Here is a 14,763-nt window from a genome sequence, read left to right as displayed (position 1 = left end):
ATCGGTCAACGGCCGCGACGGACCCGGGTATCTTGCAAGACGGCGGGGCAGTCGTGACGGGGCCGGCTGGGGTGACCTGGAGGTGTGATCGTTGGGAGCACCACGGCGGTTCGTCGCACCGTTGGTCGCCGCCCTGCTGTGTCTCGGCGCCCCGGTGCCGGCCCGGGCCGAACCGGTGCCGAATCCGGCCGGTTCCCACGTCAAGTACTACGTCGTGCGGGGCACCGGCAGCGGCGCGCCGGAGTCGCTGTGGGACATCTCGACCCGGCTGCTGGGCAGTGGCGACCGCTACCTGTCGATCGTCGCGCTGAACGAGGGACGGATCCAGCCGGACGGTGGCGTGCTCACCGACCCGACGGCGCTCCGGGTCGGCTGGTTGCTCGTCCTGCCCTGGGACGCGTACGGCGACGGGGTCCTGCACGGACTCCTGCCGACCCGCGTACCGACCCCGCCCACGCCACCGCCGCCGAGAGCGGACGGCCGCTCCTCCGGCGACGGTTGCGGTTCGGCGGCCACCACCAGCGACATGGCGGTGCCGTGGGCGCAGTTGCGGCTCGCGCCGAGCGTCGCCTGGCAGCGGAGCACCGGCAACGGGGTGACCGTGGCCGTGGTCGACTCCGGCGTCGACGCCACCGTGCCGGCGCTCGCCGGGCGGGTCCGCCCCGGTGCCGACGTGAACGTCGTCGACGGCCGGGGCGACACCGACTGCCTCGGGCGGGGCACGGCCCTGGCCGGCATCGTCGCGGCACAGGCACGCCCAGGAAGTCACTTCACCGGGATGGCACCCGGGGCCGTGATCCTCCCGGTCCGGATCCCGTTGCGTGACGGGAAGGCTGCCGGCGACGACGTGGTAGACGCCGTCGGGCTGGCGATCGACGCAGGTGCCGACGTGGTGATGGTGCCGGCCGAGGTGACTCTGACCGAGGCGCACCGCGCCGCCCTGCTCGGCTTCGCGGCCGACGCCGACGTGGTGCTCGTGGTCGCCGCCCCGCCGGCCGGCTCCGCGCTCGGCGACGGCCCGTACGACGGTCTGCTGCGCGTCGGGGCGGTCGGCACGGACGACGAACCGGCGTACCCGTACCCGAAACGGGCCGTGGACGTGCTCGCGCCCGGCGTCGCGGTGGCCAGTGTCGGGCTGGGCGGCACCGGGGAGGTCGAGGCCAGCGGCACCGACTTCGCCGTGCCGTTCGTGGCCGGCCTGGTCGCGCTGGTCCGCTCCGCCCACCCGGACCTGGACGCCGCCGCCGTGGTCGCCCGCGTCGTCTACGGCGCCGAACTGGGTCAGGAACGGGCGCCGGATCCCCGGTACGGCTGGGGTGTCATCGACCCCGCCGCCACCGTCGGTGCCGCCGCGCAGGCGGAGACCACAGGCGGGCGGACCGGCACGTTCACCGTCGACCGGGGTCCGGGCCTCGCCGTCGTGGTGGTGGTCCTGCTGGGGATGATCGGGTTGCTGGTGGTCGGTGTCCGACAGGGGCGACGGCGACAGTGACCGGTGTGCGGGTCCCGCTGCCTACCTGAGGAGCCTCGCCAACATGCTCCAGGCGACAGCGCGGACGCCGACGAGACGTCAGGCGATGCGGTCGTCGGCGCGCTTCGAGGCGGCCCGCTTGTCGACTCCCGGCAGCATCTTCGCCGGGTCCCGGGTCACCACCACGTCGACGACGCTCGGGCCGGGCGTGGTCACCGCCTCGGTGAGAGCCGGCGCCAACGCCTCCGGGTCCTCGATCCGGACGCCGTGGCAGCCGAGTGCCGACGCCACCGCGCCGTAGTCGATCTCGGACAGGTCGGAGGACTGGTAGCCGCCGTCGAAGAGCACGTGCTGCAGGGCCTTCACGTATCCGGAGGCCGCGTTGTTCACCACCACGATGGTGGCGTTGACGTCCGCTCGACGCAGTGTCTCGAGGTCACCGAGGGACATGTTGAGACCGCCGTCGCCGGAGAGCGCCACCACCGGGCGGTCGGGCACGGCCAGCGCCGCGCCGAGCGCACCGGGTACGCCGTAGCCGATCGAGGCGAGGCCGCGGTCCGCCACGTACCCGCGCCCGGCCTGTTTGGTGTCGTAGAGCAGCCCGGTCCAGTGGGCGGCGAACCCGCCGTCGGCGATCAGCACGGCGTCGGCGGGCAGCATGCCGTTGAGTTCGTGCACCAGGCGGGCGACGTTGATCGGACGCTCGTCAGTGGTCAGTCTGGGCCGGGTCCGCTCCTGCCAGGTCCGGCGCCGCCCGTCGATCTCCTCAAGGTAGCCGGTCCGGGTGGTGGCGGAGGAGGCAGCGGCGAGATCGGTCAGGGTGCTGGCCGCGTCGCCCCACAGCGCGACGGTGGGTCGGGCGGTTCGTCCGAAGTCCTCGCTGAGGACGTCGATGTGGATCATCGGGGTGGCCGGCGGCAGCAGGTCGTACCGCTCGGTGGCTATCTCGCCCAGCTTGCACCCCGCCACCACGACGAGGTCGGCGGTTTTGATCAGGTCGTTGGCGTAGCGCGAGTAGCGCCCGAACAGACCGATCGACAGCGGGTCGAGACAGGACACCGAGCCCTTACCGCTCATCGTGTGCGCCACCGGGACTCCCCAGGCGCGGACGAACGCAGCCAGCGCCTCATGTGCACCGGAGAGATGGATGCCGCCGCCGGCCAGCAGGACGGGACGTTCGGCAGTGGCCAGCAGCGCCACCGCGCGGTCCAGCGTGTGCTGGTCGGGCCGGGTGCGTCGGGCCGGTACGCGGTGCGTCTCGGCGTCGGTCCAGAAGGCGTCCTCGGGCATCGTCACCTGGGCGTGGCAGACGTCCTCGGGCACGTCCAGGACCACCGCGCCGGGTCTACCGGAGGTGGCGATCGTGTAGGCCCGTCTGACCAGTTCCGGGATCCGTTCGGGCTGTTCCACCCGCAGCAGTGCCTTGGCCGCCGGGCGCAGGATCTCGACCTGCTGGGTCTCCTGAGTCATGTGCCGGCCGCTGTATCCGCGGTGGGTGTCCCCGGTGACGGCGATCAGCGGTACTCCCGCGTTGGTCGACTCCGCCAGTGCGGTGACGAGGTTGGTCGCGCCCGGGCCGAGGGTGGCGTCACACACGCCCGGGCGGCCGGTCATCCGGGCGTAGGCGTCGGCAGCGAACGCGCCCGTGCGTTCGTCGTTGATCAGGTGGTGGCGCATGCCGAGCGTGCGGACGGCGGCATAGAACGGCAGCAGTTGGAAGCCGCCCATGCCGAACATGTCGCCGGACTCGTGCGCGGCGAAGGACCGGGCGAGCGCTTCGCCCCCGGACATCGTGCTGGTCATGACGCCTCTTTCGGGGTGTGGCGGCGAACGCGGGAGACGACTTGTGGAACGGTCATGCCGGGCCGTATCCCGGCGGCTGCGGCGGGTTCGTTGACGACGGTGACGATGCCGTCGGCGTAGGTCGAGCGGGCGTCACCGATGCGGGCGGTGTCGGCGCCGACCGTGACGGCCGGGATGCCGCGGGCGGCGAGCGCCGGTAACCGGGTGGTGCCACGCCCGTCCGGTCCGCCGCCCGCGTCGTTGAAGACGGCGGCGCGGACGTCCACCTTCACGGCGGAGGCCGGTACGCCGCCGAGCAGTGCACCGTGTGACCCGGTCACCACCACCAGGTCGCGGTCGGCGGGGGTGACCAGGGAGACGGAGTCGAGACCCACCACGCCGGGGGCGAGGGTGTGCCGGGCCTCCTCGACGTCGTCGGCGAAGTCCAGGTCGGACGGGGCGGCGAACTCCATGGACACGGCGACGCGGGCGGGCTGTCCGGGCCGGCATCCGTGGGCGGCGGCCGTCTCGTTGACCACGGAGACCACGCCGGTGTCCAGGACCGCCTGTCCGTCCCCGATCGGCGCGCTCAGGTGCGAGACGGCGATCCCGGGTACGGCGTACCGGTCCAGCCAGGCCAGGCCGGACACGCCGGCGCGGTCCCGGCCGAGCCCGGCGTCGTTGAACACGGCTGCGGCCACCCGGTGCCGGGCTGCGGTGACGGCGGCGAACAGTCCGCCGTGCGAGCCGGTCACCGCGATCACCCCGGCGGCGGGCGCCTCGAGGCGGGTCACCGAGTGCACCACGACGACGGTCGTCACATCAGGTCCCGGACGGCGTCGGCGATGCGCTGCGCGGAGGGGACCGCTGCCTGCTCCAACGGTCTGGTGTACGGGATCGGCACCGGCGCCGCGCAGATCCGTCGTGGCGGTGTCCGCAGCGCCGACAGTGCCGCCGGGTCCTCGCAGACCGACGTGACGATCTCGGATGCGATCGAACACGCGGCGGGTGCCTCGTCCACCACGACGAGTCGACCGGTGCGCCGCACCGAGGCGGTGACCGTCGCGGTGTCCAGCGGCGCGAGGGTACGGGGGTCGATCACCTCGGCGTCGATTCCGGCGGCGGCGAGGTCGGCGGCGGCGGCCAGCGCCTCGTGCACCTGATGGCCGATTGCCACGATGGTCACGTCGTCGCCGGCCCGGGCGGTGCGGGCGACGCCGAACGGGATGGGTTCGCCGAGCGTGTCGGGGACGACGGCGGCCTGCGGGGACAGCCGGACGCCTTCGAAGAACACCACCGGGTTGTCGTCGAGCAGGGCGGTGCGCATCAAGCCGTACGCGTCCTCGCCGGTGGACGGCGCGACCACCTTGAGGCCCGGCATGGCGGCGAACATGGCGTACGGCGACTGCATGTGCTGTGCGGCCAGGCCGGTGCCGGCGCCGTAGCTGACCCGGATCACCAGGGGGATGCGCACCTGCCCGCCGAGCATGAAGCGCAGCTTCGCCGCCTGGTTGAAGACCGGGTCGAGCGCGCCGAAACCGAAGGTGACGTTGCGCCACAGGAAGATCGGGCGGAGCCCGCACATGGCGGCGCCGACGCACATGCCGGTCAACGACGGCTCGGAGATCGGTGTCTGGCGCACGCGCTGCGGGCCGAAGTGCGCGGCCAGCCCGTCCGGTGGGTCGGTGGCGAGGAAGAAGATCCGAGGGTCGCGTTCCATCTCGTGCCGGACCGCGAGGTCGACGGCCTCGTCGTAGGTGGTGGCCGCACTCATCGGGTGACCTCCGCGAAGACGTCCTCGGTCAGGGTGGACGGGTCGGGGTACGGGCTGGCGTCGGCGAAGGACACTGCCGCTTCGATCCGGTTCCGGACCTCGGACTCGACGGCCGTCAGGTCGTGTCCGTCGGCGCGTAGCCGGTTGCCGAGCAGGACGATCGGGTCTCGGGTCGCCCAGTCGTCCCGCTGCTCCTGAGGGCGGCGGTCGGGCTGGTTGGCGTACCGGAAGCTGTGCCAGGTGGTGCGGAAGGTGACCGCCTCGATGAAGGTCGGTCCGTGGCCGGACCGGGCCCGGTCGACCGCCTCGGCCGCCGTGGCGTGCACGGCTTCCACGTCGTTGCCGTCGACCCGCACCGACGGCATGGTGGCGGGCGGGACGAGTTCGTGGATCCGCTCGGTGGGCAGCGCGTCGGCGGCCGGGGTGTGTACGGCGTACTGGTTGTTCTCGCACACCCAGACGGTGGGGAGCTTCCAGGTCGCCGAGAGGTGCAGCGACTCCCACAACGCGCCCTGCCCGGTCGCGCCGTCGCCGAAGAACGCCACCGACACCCGTGGCTCGCCGAGGTAGGTGGCGGCGAAGGCGGACCCGAGGATGAGTGGGACGCCGGCCGCGACGATGCCGTTCGCGCCGAGAATGCCGAGGTCGACGTCGGCGACGTGCATGGATCCGCCGCGACCTCGGCAGTAGCCGTCCACCCGGCCGAACAGTTCGGCCATGGTGCGGTCCGGGTCGCCGCCCTTGGCCAGCAGGTGGCCGTGTCCGCGGTGGGTGGAGGCGATCCGGTCGTCGGTGCCGAGTGCCGCGCACACTCCCGTGGCGACCGCCTCCTGTCCGATGTACGGGTGCACCGTCCCGTGGATGCGGCCCTCGCGGCGCAGCTCCACCGCGCGCTCCTCGAAGACGCGGATGAGCACCATCCGCCGGTAGAGGTCGATGAGGTCAGGGCTGTCCGGCATGGGTGTCTCCTTCCCGGCTGCGGCGCAGGGCCTCGCCCGGGTCGCCACCGACGTAGACCGACATGACGATGTCCTCGGTGAGGTCCGCGCTGGGTGCGTCGAGCACGGCCTGACCGCCGCGCAACAGGACGCAGCGGTCCGCGACGCCGAGGGCCAACTGGACGTTCTGCTCGATCAGCAGGATGGTCACGCCCTCGGCGCGCAGTCGCCGGATCACGTCCGCGACCACCTCGACCTGGGCCGGTGAGAGTCCGAGCAGCGGTTCGTCGAGCAACAGGACCCGGGGTCGGGCCATCAGACCCCGGGCGATCGCCAGCATCTGTTGTTCGCCACCGGAGAGCTGGTGCGCCAGTTGCTTGCCGCGTTCGGCCAGGATCGGGAAGAGCGAGTACGCGTGCTCCTCGGACGCCACGCGGTGTTTGCGCGCCTGCTTGAGGGTGGCGCCGAGGAGCAGGTTCTCGCGTACCGAGAGATAGCCGAAGAGCCGTCGGCGTTCGAGCACGTGGCAGATGCCGAGCGGAACCCGCTGGTGTGCGGGCAGGTGTTGCACCGGTTCGCCGGCGAGCAGGACCTCGCCGCCCCAGGAGCGGTGCACCCCGGACAGCGCGGCCATCATGGTGGATTTTCCGGAGCCGTTCGGGCCGAGAATGGCGGTGATGCCGTGTTCCTCGAGGGTGAGGTCGACACCCCAGAGCACCTGGTAGTCACCGAAACCGGAGGTGATGTCGCGGGCTTCCAGCAGGGGCGTGGTCATGCCTGCCCTCCCAGATATGCCTGGCGGACGCGCTCGTCGGCGATCACGTCGGCGGGTGGGCCGAGGGTGAGTACGCGTCCGAGGTGCAGGGCCAGCACCCGGTGGGCCAGTGACTCCATCACCCGCATGTCGTGCTCGATCAGCACGATGCTCACCCCCTCGGCGTTGAGTCCACGGACCAGGTCGACGAGTTGTTGGCGGGCGCCGGGATCGACCCCGCCGGTGACCTCGTCGAGCAGCAGCAGCCGGGCGCCGGTGGCCAGGGCGCGCGCCACCTCCAGTCGCTTGCGCTGTCCGGTGGAGAGCCCACGGGCGTGCACGTCGCGGCGGTGTTCCAGGCCGACCCGGTGCAGTGCCGCGTCGGCCGTCTGTCGGGCCCTGGACGTTCGCCGCTCGCCGACCAGCGCGCCGATCATCACGTTCTCGAGGCAGGTCAGGTCGGGGAAGGGCCGCAGCTTCTGGAAGGTTCGGACCACGCCCCGGCGGGACACCGCGGACGGGGACAGGCGGTGGATCGGTCGGCCGGCGTGCAGGATCTCGCCGGAGTCCGGGTTGACGAAGCCGGAGACGAGTTCGAACAGGGTGGACTTGCCGGCGCCGTTCGGACCGATCACGCCGAGGATCTCGCCCTCGTCGACGGTGAAGCTGACGTCGCGGGTGGCGTGTACGCCACCGAAGCGTTTGTCCACGTGGCGGAGTTCGAGCAGGGCGGTCACGAGCGCACCTCCTCGGGCGCGGTGGTGGCCGTCGCCGGTGGTGGGGGCATGGCCGGTGGTGTCGGACCGGGTCGGATCCGTCGGTACGCGCGGGTGGCCAGGTCGACCACGCCGCCGGGGGCGTACCGCAGCACGATGACCAGCAGGAGGCCGTACACGGCGAGGTAGAGGGCGCCGAACCGGCCGCCCAGTTCGGCGCGCAGCAGGAACTGCAGCGGGATGATGCCGATCGCGCCGATCAGCGGGCCGGCGGGGCTGCCCATGCCGCCGATCGCGGCGATGAGGGCGACCTGGATGGACAGTTGCAGGGTCATGGTGCCGGTCGGGTCGACGTAGCCGATACGTGCGGCGTTGAGTGCGCCCATGGCGGCGGCGATGGCGGCCGAGACCGCGAAGACGGCGAGTTTGAGCGCGGTGACCCGGACGCCGAGCGAGGCGGCGGCGACCGGGTCGTCGCGGATCGCGCGCAGGAAGAGGCCGGTGCGTGAGGGGGCCATCCAGGCGGTCGCGGCGGCGATCAGGACCGCGCAGAGCAGGAAGATGATGGCGTAGGTCGCGGGTGATTCGAACATGAGGTTGGCGGGCCCGGGTTCGAACGGCAGGAAGATCCCCTCTGCCCCACCGGTGACGTCTTTCCAGTTCAGTGCGGTGATCGAGGCGACCTGGGCGAAGGCGATGGTGGCGATGGAGAAGTACGGTCCGCGCAGGCGCAGCGTCAGCAGTCCGACGATGGCCGCGATGGCCGCGGCCAGGACCACGCCGAGGAGCAGGCCGACGAGCGCGTTGCTGGTCAATTTGGTGGCGGCCAGCGCGGTCGAGTACGCCCCGATCCCGCTGAACGCGGCGTGACCGAGCGAGACCTGGCCGGTGTATCCGGCGAGCAGGTTCCACGAACCGGCCAGTGCCGCCCAGAATCCGAGCAGTGCCAGCATGTCCAGCCAGTACGGCTCGTTGGTCAGCGCCAGTGGGAGGGCTATCGCGACCAGGGCCGCGGCGAGGTAGGGGATCGCTCGTCGCATCAGGCCACCCGGAACTCTTCGGCGCCACGGGTGCCGAAGAGGCCGGCCGGACGCAGGAGCAGGACGATGATCAGGGCGATGAAGTAGCACGCCTGTTTGACGGCTTCGCCGATGAAGTAGCCGCTGACGGTCTCGATGACACCGATCAGCAGACCGCCGGCGAGCGCGCCGCCGAACGAGCCGAGCCCGCCCAGCACCACCACGACGAATCCGACGAGCACGAGTTGCTCGCCGACCCCCGGATAGATCGGAATGATCGGTACCAAAAGGCTGCCCGCGACGGCGGCGATGGCGGCGCTGACCGCGACGGTGAGCAGGTAGATGCGGTCGACGCTGATGCCGAGCGTGGACGCGGCGGCCGGGTCCTGGGCGGTCGCCCGGATGGCCCGGCCCCACGTCGTGTGGTGCAGGTACGCCCAGAGCGCCAGCGCGACGACGACCGCCACCCCGAACGCCGCCAGCCGGGTCGTGGACACGACCGTACCGAAGATGCGGACGGTGTTGTCGGTGTAGCTGGTCGTCACTGTGCGATAGGTGCCGCTGACCAGGTAGAGCATGCCGTTGAGCAGCAGGAGTGACAGGCCCAGCGTGGCGAAGACCTGGACGAAGAAGCCCTTGCCCATGATCGGACGGAGGACGACCACGTACACCAGGGCACCGAGCAGGAATCCGGCCGGAGCGGTGATCAGCACCGACAGGAACGGGTCGATGTTCCACCACTGGTGCAGGAAGTAGGCGGCGAACATCGAGAGCATGACGAGCTCACCGTGCGCGAAGTTCACCACCCGCAGTACTCCGAAGACCAGGTTGAGGCCGACGGCGATCAGCGAGTAGAGGGCGCCGATCAGTACGCCGGAGACGACCAGCTGGGCCAGGGGCATGGCTATCCCGCCGTCCGCGAGGGTGTGGACTCGGACGGGATGGTGATGCCGAGGATGCGGGCCAGGTTGCCGCCGAGGATCGCGGGCATGTCCTCCTCGGCGACACCGGACCATTTGGTGATCTTGTCGAGTTCCTGGCCGTAGGGGAGGTACGGGATGTCCGATCCCCACAGGACCTTGTGCGCGCCGACGATTCGGACCGCTTCGGAGATCCACCACGCCGGGTAGAACTCGGTGGTGTCCAGGTAGAGGTTGTCCAGCCGCTTGCCGAACGCGAACGCCTCGTGGTGGAACCCGTAGAGGCCCATGTGGCCGACGATGAAGTTGATGGTCGGGAAGTCCATCGCCAGGTCGGCCATCAGCGCCGGGGTGGCGGTCCAGACCTCGCCGCAGTGCGCGATGACCGCGAGTTCCCGCTCGGCGATCGTGTCCATCAGTGGCTTGACCAGCCGGGCGTCGTTGATGGGGTAGGCGCCGTCGAGCAGCGGGTGGAACTTCAGTCCCTTGACGCCGGCGTCGGCCAGGTCGTTGATCAGGGCTATGTTGTGTTCCACGCCGTAGTTCGGGTTGATCCGGCCGAAGGCGATGATCCGGTCCGGGTGCTGCCGGCCCGCCTCGGCCAGCACCATGCTGGCCTTGGAGTAGTCCGAGATCGGGTTGGACGTCGGGAAGAAGCAGGCCATGTCGACGCCGGCTTCGTCCATGAACTCGATCGCCAGGTCGGGTCCGAACACCCCGGATCGGACGTCGGAGGTCTTGGCGACCAGCTGGCTCTCACCCACGTGGGCGTGCACGTCGACGATGAATGCGTCGGTGCCGTTCGGCAACGTGATCATGGGTTCGGGTCTCCTAAAGTCAGTTGCCCCAGGCAGGCAGTGGCAGGTCGATGGGCTGGGCGGTGGTGAACTCCTTGGGGTAGACCGTCACGAGCTTGCCGTCCTGCCACTGGGTGACAGTGGTCAGCGCCCGGGTGTTGAGGCCGGCGTTCGCCTCGTCGGTCGAGTACTTGATGCCGTAGCCCAGCAGGGTCGAGCCGAGCGGAAGGTCGAGGCTCTGCGCGGCGGCCCGGATGTCGTCGGTGGAGAGTGAGGCAGCCTTCGGCAGGACCTCGTTGAGCAGTACCCAGGTGCCGGAGAAGCCGAGGTCGGAGTTGGTGGAGAGCTTCTCCTCGCCGTACGCCTCGATGTAGCGCTTGCGGTATTCGTCGCGGACGGCCACCGCGTCCGGGGTCAGTGCGGAGTCCGGCAGCGAGGCCGACGCGGGGGTGTCGCCGACCAGGATGCCGTTGGTCTTCTCCTTGAAGGTGTTGAGGAAGGCGGGGTTGGAGACGCCACCGGTGACCAGGACGGCCTTGGGGGCGAAACCGGTCTGTGCGGCCTGCCGGAAGAACAGCACCGTGTCGTCGACCAGCAGGGCGCCGATCATCACGTCGACCCGCTGCTGGTTGAGCTTGAGCACCAGCGACGAGAAGTCCCGGGTCTGTGCCGCGTTGTAGCTCTCGTTGGCCACCACGTTCAGGCCGAGTTCCTCTGCCTTGGCGAGCGCGGCCGCTCCGATCGTCGCGCCGTACGCGCTGTCCTCGGCGACCACCGCGACCCGCAGCGCGCCGGGTGTGGTGTTCAGCGCCGGTGCCAGGAACTCGGCGACCGCGCTGGCCTGCATGGTGCCGATCGCGGTGCCGGTGGCGTTGTACTGGAAGACGTTCTTGAATCCGCGTTTGGTGATCTGGTCGGAGGTGGCGACGGTCTCCCAGTAGATCTTGCCGGCCCGCTCGGCCACCTGAGTGGCGGGCAGGCTCAGCGCGCTCGACTGGGTGCCGATGATGATCGGCACCCGCTGCTGGTTGATCAGGCGGGTCGCCTCGCTGGTGGCGGCGTTCGCGTCGGGCGCATCCGCCTGGGCGAACTCGATCTGACGGCCGTTGAGACCGCCACGCTCGTTGAACATCTGCCGGGCGATCTCGGCGCCCTGGAAGGTCTCCGTGCCCAGCACCGCGTTGGGGCCGGTGAGCGGGAACAGCGCGCCCAGCCGGACCGGGCCGTTGTCATCGCCGTCGGCGGAGGAGTCGTCGCCGCACGCGGAGGTCGCGACGAGCCCGAGAATCACGAGGGGAATGAGGAATCTATTGCGGAAAGCCATTGCCGTTCTCCTTGTTCGACGGCGGGAACACCTCGAGGTAGATCGCATCGGCCTGGCCGACACCGCCGCAGATCGAGGCGATGGCCAGGCCACCGCCCCGTCGCCGCATCTCATGAATGAGGTGGACCACGATCCGGGCGCCGGACGCGCCCACCGGATGACCGATCGCCACCGCTCCCCCGTCCACGTTGGTCCGGGCACGCAGCCCGGCCACGTCCATCCCGTAGGTCTCCCCCAACTTGTGGGTGGTGACCAGCGCCGTGGCCGCGAACGCCTCGTTGACCTCCAGGAGGTCGACGTCGGCGAGCGTCGCTCCGGCGTTCTTCAGCACCAGCTCGATCGCATCGGCGGGCAGTGCCGCGGCGTACCGCGGATTGCCGGAGACCGAGGCGAAGCCGAGGATCCGCGCCAGCGGGCGCAGTTCCCGTTCGGCGGCCGTCCGTGGTGTCGCGAGCAGCACGGCCGCGGCGCCGTCGTTGAGGCCGGGCGCGTTGCCCGCGGTGACGGTCGGGCTGCCGTAGACCGTCTTGAGCTTGGCCAACTGCTCGGGGGTCACGGCGGGGCGCGGCGGCTCGTCCCGGTCGACGACGCTGCCGTCCGGCCGGGCCACCGGCAGCAGTTCCGCGTCGAAGCGGCCGGCCTCGTGGGCGGCACCCCACCGTCGCTGGCTCGTCAGCGCCCATTCGTCCTGGGCTTCGCGACCGTATCCGAACTCCAGGCCGACCTCGCCGGTGTACCGGGCCACCGGGGCGCCGAGCACCGGGTTGCGGATGATCAACGGATCCTCGGCCACCACGTCGGCCGGGCGGTTGCCCCAGCGTCGGGGCAACTGGTGCGGCGTCGCGCTCATGTTCTCCATGCCGCCGGCCACGATCAGGTCGGTGAGGCCGGTCCGCAGTTGGGCGTCGGCGACGCCGATGGCGGTCATCGCCGAGCAGCAGGCCCGGTCGACGGTCAGCGACAGTGTCGATTCGGGAAGGCCGGCGAGCATGGCGGCGACCCGGGCGGCGGTCATCGGCGGGCCGGGTAGGCAGGTGCCGAGAACCACCGAGCCCACCTCGTCGGGGGCCACCGCGGCCCGTTCGGCGGCCGCCCCGACCACGAGCGCGCCGAGGTCGACCGTCGGCACGTCGCGGAGGCTGCCGCCGTACCGGCCGACCGGGGTGCGGACGGCGGAGACCACCAGGGTCGCGTCCTCGGATGTCATCCCACTACCCCCTGCTCGCGGAGTTCGGCGATGGTGCCGGTGTCGAGGCCGAGCAGCCCGGACAGGACGACGTCGGTGTCCTGTCCGAGCGTCGGTGCGGCCCGGTCGAATCCGGCCGGGGTGGCGGAGAAGGCCATCGGCAGCTCCGGCGCCGCGATCCCGTCGACGGGCCCGGCGAGCGGATGCTCGACCGGCCGCAGCACGCCACGGAAACGCACATGGGCGTCGTCGACGATCTGCAGGACCTCGAGCACCGGTGCGCACGGCACGCCGTGCTCCCGCAGTGTCTCGATCACGGTGTGTTGGGAGCGGGCGGATGTCCACTGCTCGACGAACGCGTCGACCTCCGCCGCCTCGGCCATCCGTTGTTCCTGTGCGGCGAAGAAGCCGGAGGTGACCAGGTCGGCGCGGCCCATCGCGGTGAGCAGCGACCGCCAGTGTCCGTCGTTGCCGCAGGTGATGACGAGCCAGCCGTCGGCGGCCCGGTAACTGTTGAACGGGGTGAGGCGGGTGCGTTGGTTACCGGTGCGCACCGGGATCCCGCGTCGGGTGTAGAGGTCGGGCGCTTCGTCGAACACCGATGCCAGGAGTGCGTCCTGCATCGAGATGTCGAGCAGTTGTCCCTCTCCGGTGCGGTCCCGGTGCCGCAGCGCGGCGAGGATCGCGATGGTGGCGGTCAGTCCGGCGATCACGTCGCCGGAGGCGATTCCGGTGCGTAACGGCGGATCATCCGCTCTGCCGGTCAGCGACATCATCCCGGACAGCGCCTGCGCGACCAGGTCCATCGCGGGCAGGGCCGCGTTCGGGCCGGTCTGACCGAATCCGGAGATCGAGCAGACCACCGCGCGGGGGTTGGCCGCCAACAGGGTTGCCGGCGCCAGCCCGAGGGCAGCCATCGTGCCCGGACGGAAGTTCTCCACCACGACGTCGGAGACCGCGAGGAGGTCGAGGAAGGTCTGCCGACCGCGATCCTGCTTGAGGTCGATCGCGAGGCTGCGTTTGCCTCGACCGCGTTTGAGCATGGACAGTGACATCTGGTCGCCGTCCGGGCGGCCGAAGCTGATCCCGTCGCTGCCGAGGTACGGCGGATTGCCGCGTGCCGGGTCGCCGGCGCCGGGACGCTCGATCTTCACCACCTCTGCGCCGAGCCCGGCGAGATACATCGTGGCCAGTGGGCCAGACAGGAAGATGGTGAGGTCGAGGACGCGGACCCCGTCCAGTGGGCGGGCCGTCATCGGCCGCCGCCCAGTGCTGCGGCGCAGGCCTGCGCGGTCCGGACGACGGCCTTGGCCAGAGCGGAGGTCTGCGCGGCGCGGATGCGTTCGGCCGGGCCGTAGACCGAGACGCACAAGGGCGGGCGGCCGGGCACCGCGATCGGTGCCGCGATGCCGATCGCGCCGGTCACCCGCTCACCGTGGCTGAACGCGTACCCGTCGGTGCGGGTACGGGCGATGCCGTCGAGCAGGTCGTCCTTGCCGACGATGGTGCGCCCGGTGACGGGCTTGAGGTCGACGTCGTCCAGGTACTGCTCGATCTCGCCGTCGGGGAACAGGGAGAGCAGCGCGCGTCCGGCCGCACCGGCGTAGAGCGGATACAGCTCCCCGATCGAGGTGGCGAACCGGAGGTCGTGCGGCGACTCGTACTGGAAGATCGTCATGCGTTGCCAGCCGACTGCCATGTGCAGGCAGACCGTCTCACCGACCTCGGACCAGAGGTCGCTGAGCATCGGACGGGATTCGCCGACCAGGTCACTGCGTCGCGGATAGGTGGCGGCGAGTTCGAGGATCCCCTCGCCGATGGAGTAGCGGCCGGACGGCGAGTCGTAGTGCAGGAAACCGACGTGTTCGAGGGAGACCAGCAGCCGGTGCACCGCGCTCTTGCTGAGGGTGAGATCGGCGGCCAGGTCGCGGACGCTCTTGCCGCCCTGATGGGCGGCGCAGGCCCGTAGCACTGCCGCGACCCGGTCCACCGAGTCGAGCGTCTCGTCACCACGAACCATGATCGCTCCTGTCCCGCTGAACGGCCATCTGTCCCGTTGGGCGACACCATAGGCATCGGCTT

14 protein-coding genes are annotated in these 14,763 nt (G+C 70.9%); 1 reads left to right on the top strand and 13 read right to left on the bottom strand.

Features of this window, described 5'->3' with window-relative positions; genetic code table 11:
• The first annotated feature begins 91 nt into the window (after positions 1 to 91).
• On the top strand, positions 92 to 1,492 hold the full coding sequence (locus tag ABZ738_RS22735) for a S8 family serine peptidase (protein ID WP_131051192.1): 1,401 nt from the start codon (positions 92 to 94) through the stop codon (positions 1,490 to 1,492).
• A gap of 78 nt (positions 1,493 to 1,570) precedes the next feature.
• Here the strand turns inward: ABZ738_RS22735 and ABZ738_RS22730 are convergent, their stop codons facing one another.
• The 13 genes from ABZ738_RS22730 to ABZ738_RS22670 are packed head-to-tail and all read right to left on the bottom strand — an operon-like array spanning position 1,571 to position 14,701.
• Entirely contained in the window at positions 1,571 to 3,274 is a 1,704-nt protein-coding gene (locus tag ABZ738_RS22730) for a thiamine pyrophosphate-binding protein (protein ID WP_131051191.1), read from the bottom strand.
• On the bottom strand, positions 3,271 to 4,047 hold the full coding sequence (locus ABZ738_RS22725; RefSeq protein WP_161594882.1) for a hypothetical protein: 777 nt from the start codon (positions 4,045 to 4,047) through the stop codon (positions 3,271 to 3,273). The genes ABZ738_RS22730 and ABZ738_RS22725 overlap by 4 nt, the downstream gene beginning before the upstream one ends.
• Positions 4,048 to 4,070: 23 nt before the next feature.
• A complete protein-coding gene (locus ABZ738_RS22720; protein WP_131051189.1) occupies positions 4,071 to 5,027 on the bottom strand; it encodes a transketolase C-terminal domain-containing protein in 957 nt (318 codons plus the stop codon).
• Positions 5,024 to 5,986 (bottom strand): thiamine pyrophosphate-dependent dehydrogenase E1 component subunit alpha, encoded by a 963-nt coding sequence (locus ABZ738_RS22715; RefSeq protein WP_357216075.1) that lies wholly within the window; start codon positions 5,984 to 5,986, stop codon positions 5,024 to 5,026. Before ABZ738_RS22715 ends, ABZ738_RS22720 begins: the two co-directional genes overlap by 4 nt.
• Positions 5,970 to 6,740, bottom strand: coding sequence for an ABC transporter ATP-binding protein (locus ABZ738_RS22710; RefSeq protein ID WP_217705983.1), 771 nt, complete (start codon positions 6,738 to 6,740; stop codon positions 5,970 to 5,972). Before ABZ738_RS22710 ends, ABZ738_RS22715 begins: the two co-directional genes overlap by 17 nt.
• The gene (locus ABZ738_RS22705) at positions 6,737 to 7,456 is read right to left on the bottom strand and encodes an ABC transporter ATP-binding protein (RefSeq protein WP_131051187.1); all 720 of its coding nucleotides are present in this window, start codon (positions 7,454 to 7,456) and stop codon (positions 6,737 to 6,739) included. The genes ABZ738_RS22710 and ABZ738_RS22705 overlap by 4 nt, the downstream gene beginning before the upstream one ends.
• Positions 7,453 to 8,475 carry a branched-chain amino acid ABC transporter permease gene (locus ABZ738_RS22700; protein WP_131051186.1) on the bottom strand — a complete coding sequence of 341 codons (1,023 nt, stop codon included), beginning with the start codon at positions 8,473 to 8,475 and terminating at the stop codon, positions 7,453 to 7,455. The genes ABZ738_RS22705 and ABZ738_RS22700 overlap by 4 nt, the downstream gene beginning before the upstream one ends.
• Positions 8,475 to 9,356 (bottom strand): branched-chain amino acid ABC transporter permease, encoded by an 882-nt coding sequence (locus ABZ738_RS22695; RefSeq protein WP_161594881.1) that lies wholly within the window; start codon positions 9,354 to 9,356, stop codon positions 8,475 to 8,477. The genes ABZ738_RS22700 and ABZ738_RS22695 overlap by 1 nt, the downstream gene beginning before the upstream one ends.
• A 2-nt stretch (positions 9,357 to 9,358) precedes the next feature.
• Complete coding sequence (locus ABZ738_RS22690; protein ID WP_131051184.1) at positions 9,359 to 10,192, bottom strand: amidohydrolase family protein; 834 nt, start codon at positions 10,190 to 10,192, stop codon at positions 9,359 to 9,361.
• 19 nt (positions 10,193 to 10,211) lie between these two features.
• The gene (locus tag ABZ738_RS22685) at positions 10,212 to 11,495 is read right to left on the bottom strand and encodes an ABC transporter substrate-binding protein (protein WP_357216069.1); all 1,284 of its coding nucleotides are present in this window, start codon (positions 11,493 to 11,495) and stop codon (positions 10,212 to 10,214) included.
• Positions 11,479 to 12,702 (bottom strand): thiolase family protein, encoded by a 1,224-nt coding sequence (locus tag ABZ738_RS22680; protein WP_176093500.1) that lies wholly within the window; start codon positions 12,700 to 12,702, stop codon positions 11,479 to 11,481. Before ABZ738_RS22680 ends, ABZ738_RS22685 begins: the two co-directional genes overlap by 17 nt.
• Positions 12,699 to 13,937 carry a CoA transferase gene (locus ABZ738_RS22675; RefSeq protein WP_357216066.1) on the bottom strand — a complete coding sequence of 413 codons (1,239 nt, stop codon included), beginning with the start codon at positions 13,935 to 13,937 and terminating at the stop codon, positions 12,699 to 12,701. The genes ABZ738_RS22680 and ABZ738_RS22675 overlap by 4 nt, the downstream gene beginning before the upstream one ends.
• The gene (locus ABZ738_RS22670; protein ID WP_176093498.1) at positions 13,934 to 14,701 is read right to left on the bottom strand and encodes an IclR family transcriptional regulator; all 768 of its coding nucleotides are present in this window, start codon (positions 14,699 to 14,701) and stop codon (positions 13,934 to 13,936) included. Before ABZ738_RS22670 ends, ABZ738_RS22675 begins: the two co-directional genes overlap by 4 nt.
• Between the last annotated feature and the right edge of the window lie 62 nt (positions 14,702 to 14,763).

The organism is Micromonospora sp. NPDC047793, assembly GCF_040642635.1.
In the GTDB taxonomy this organism is placed as follows: Bacteria; Actinomycetota; Actinomycetes; order Mycobacteriales; family Micromonosporaceae; genus Micromonospora.
This window is presented reverse-complemented; position numbering and strand designations above follow the sequence as displayed.

Excerpts from the sequence above, each read along its gene's own strand:
- ABZ738_RS22680 (WP_176093500.1), bottom strand. The coding sequence starts at position 12,702 with ATGACATCCGAGGACGCGACCCTGGTGGTCTCCGCCGTCCGCACCCCG.
- ABZ738_RS22720 (WP_131051189.1), bottom strand. The coding sequence starts at position 5,027 with ATGAGTGCGGCCACCACCTACGACGAGGCCGTCGACCTCGCGGTCCGG.
- ABZ738_RS22670 (WP_176093498.1), bottom strand. The coding sequence starts at position 14,701 with ATGGTTCGTGGTGACGAGACGCTCGACTCGGTGGACCGGGTCGCGGCA.
- ABZ738_RS22730 (WP_131051191.1), bottom strand. The coding sequence starts at position 3,274 with ATGACCAGCACGATGTCCGGGGGCGAAGCGCTCGCCCGGTCCTTCGCC.
- ABZ738_RS22715 (WP_357216075.1), bottom strand. The coding sequence starts at position 5,986 with ATGCCGGACAGCCCTGACCTCATCGACCTCTACCGGCGGATGGTGCTC.
- ABZ738_RS22675 (WP_357216066.1), bottom strand. The coding sequence starts at position 13,937 with ATGACGGCCCGCCCACTGGACGGGGTCCGCGTCCTCGACCTCACCATC.
- ABZ738_RS22685 (WP_357216069.1), bottom strand. The coding sequence starts at position 11,495 with ATGGCTTTCCGCAATAGATTCCTCATTCCCCTCGTGATTCTCGGGCTC.
- ABZ738_RS22710 (WP_217705983.1), bottom strand. The coding sequence starts at position 6,740 with ATGACCACGCCCCTGCTGGAAGCCCGCGACATCACCTCCGGTTTCGGT.
- ABZ738_RS22700 (WP_131051186.1), bottom strand. The coding sequence starts at position 8,475 with ATGCGACGAGCGATCCCCTACCTCGCCGCGGCCCTGGTCGCGATAGCC.
- ABZ738_RS22690 (WP_131051184.1), bottom strand. The coding sequence starts at position 10,192 with ATGATCACGTTGCCGAACGGCACCGACGCATTCATCGTCGACGTGCAC.
- ABZ738_RS22695 (WP_161594881.1), bottom strand. The coding sequence starts at position 9,356 with ATGCCCCTGGCCCAGCTGGTCGTCTCCGGCGTACTGATCGGCGCCCTC.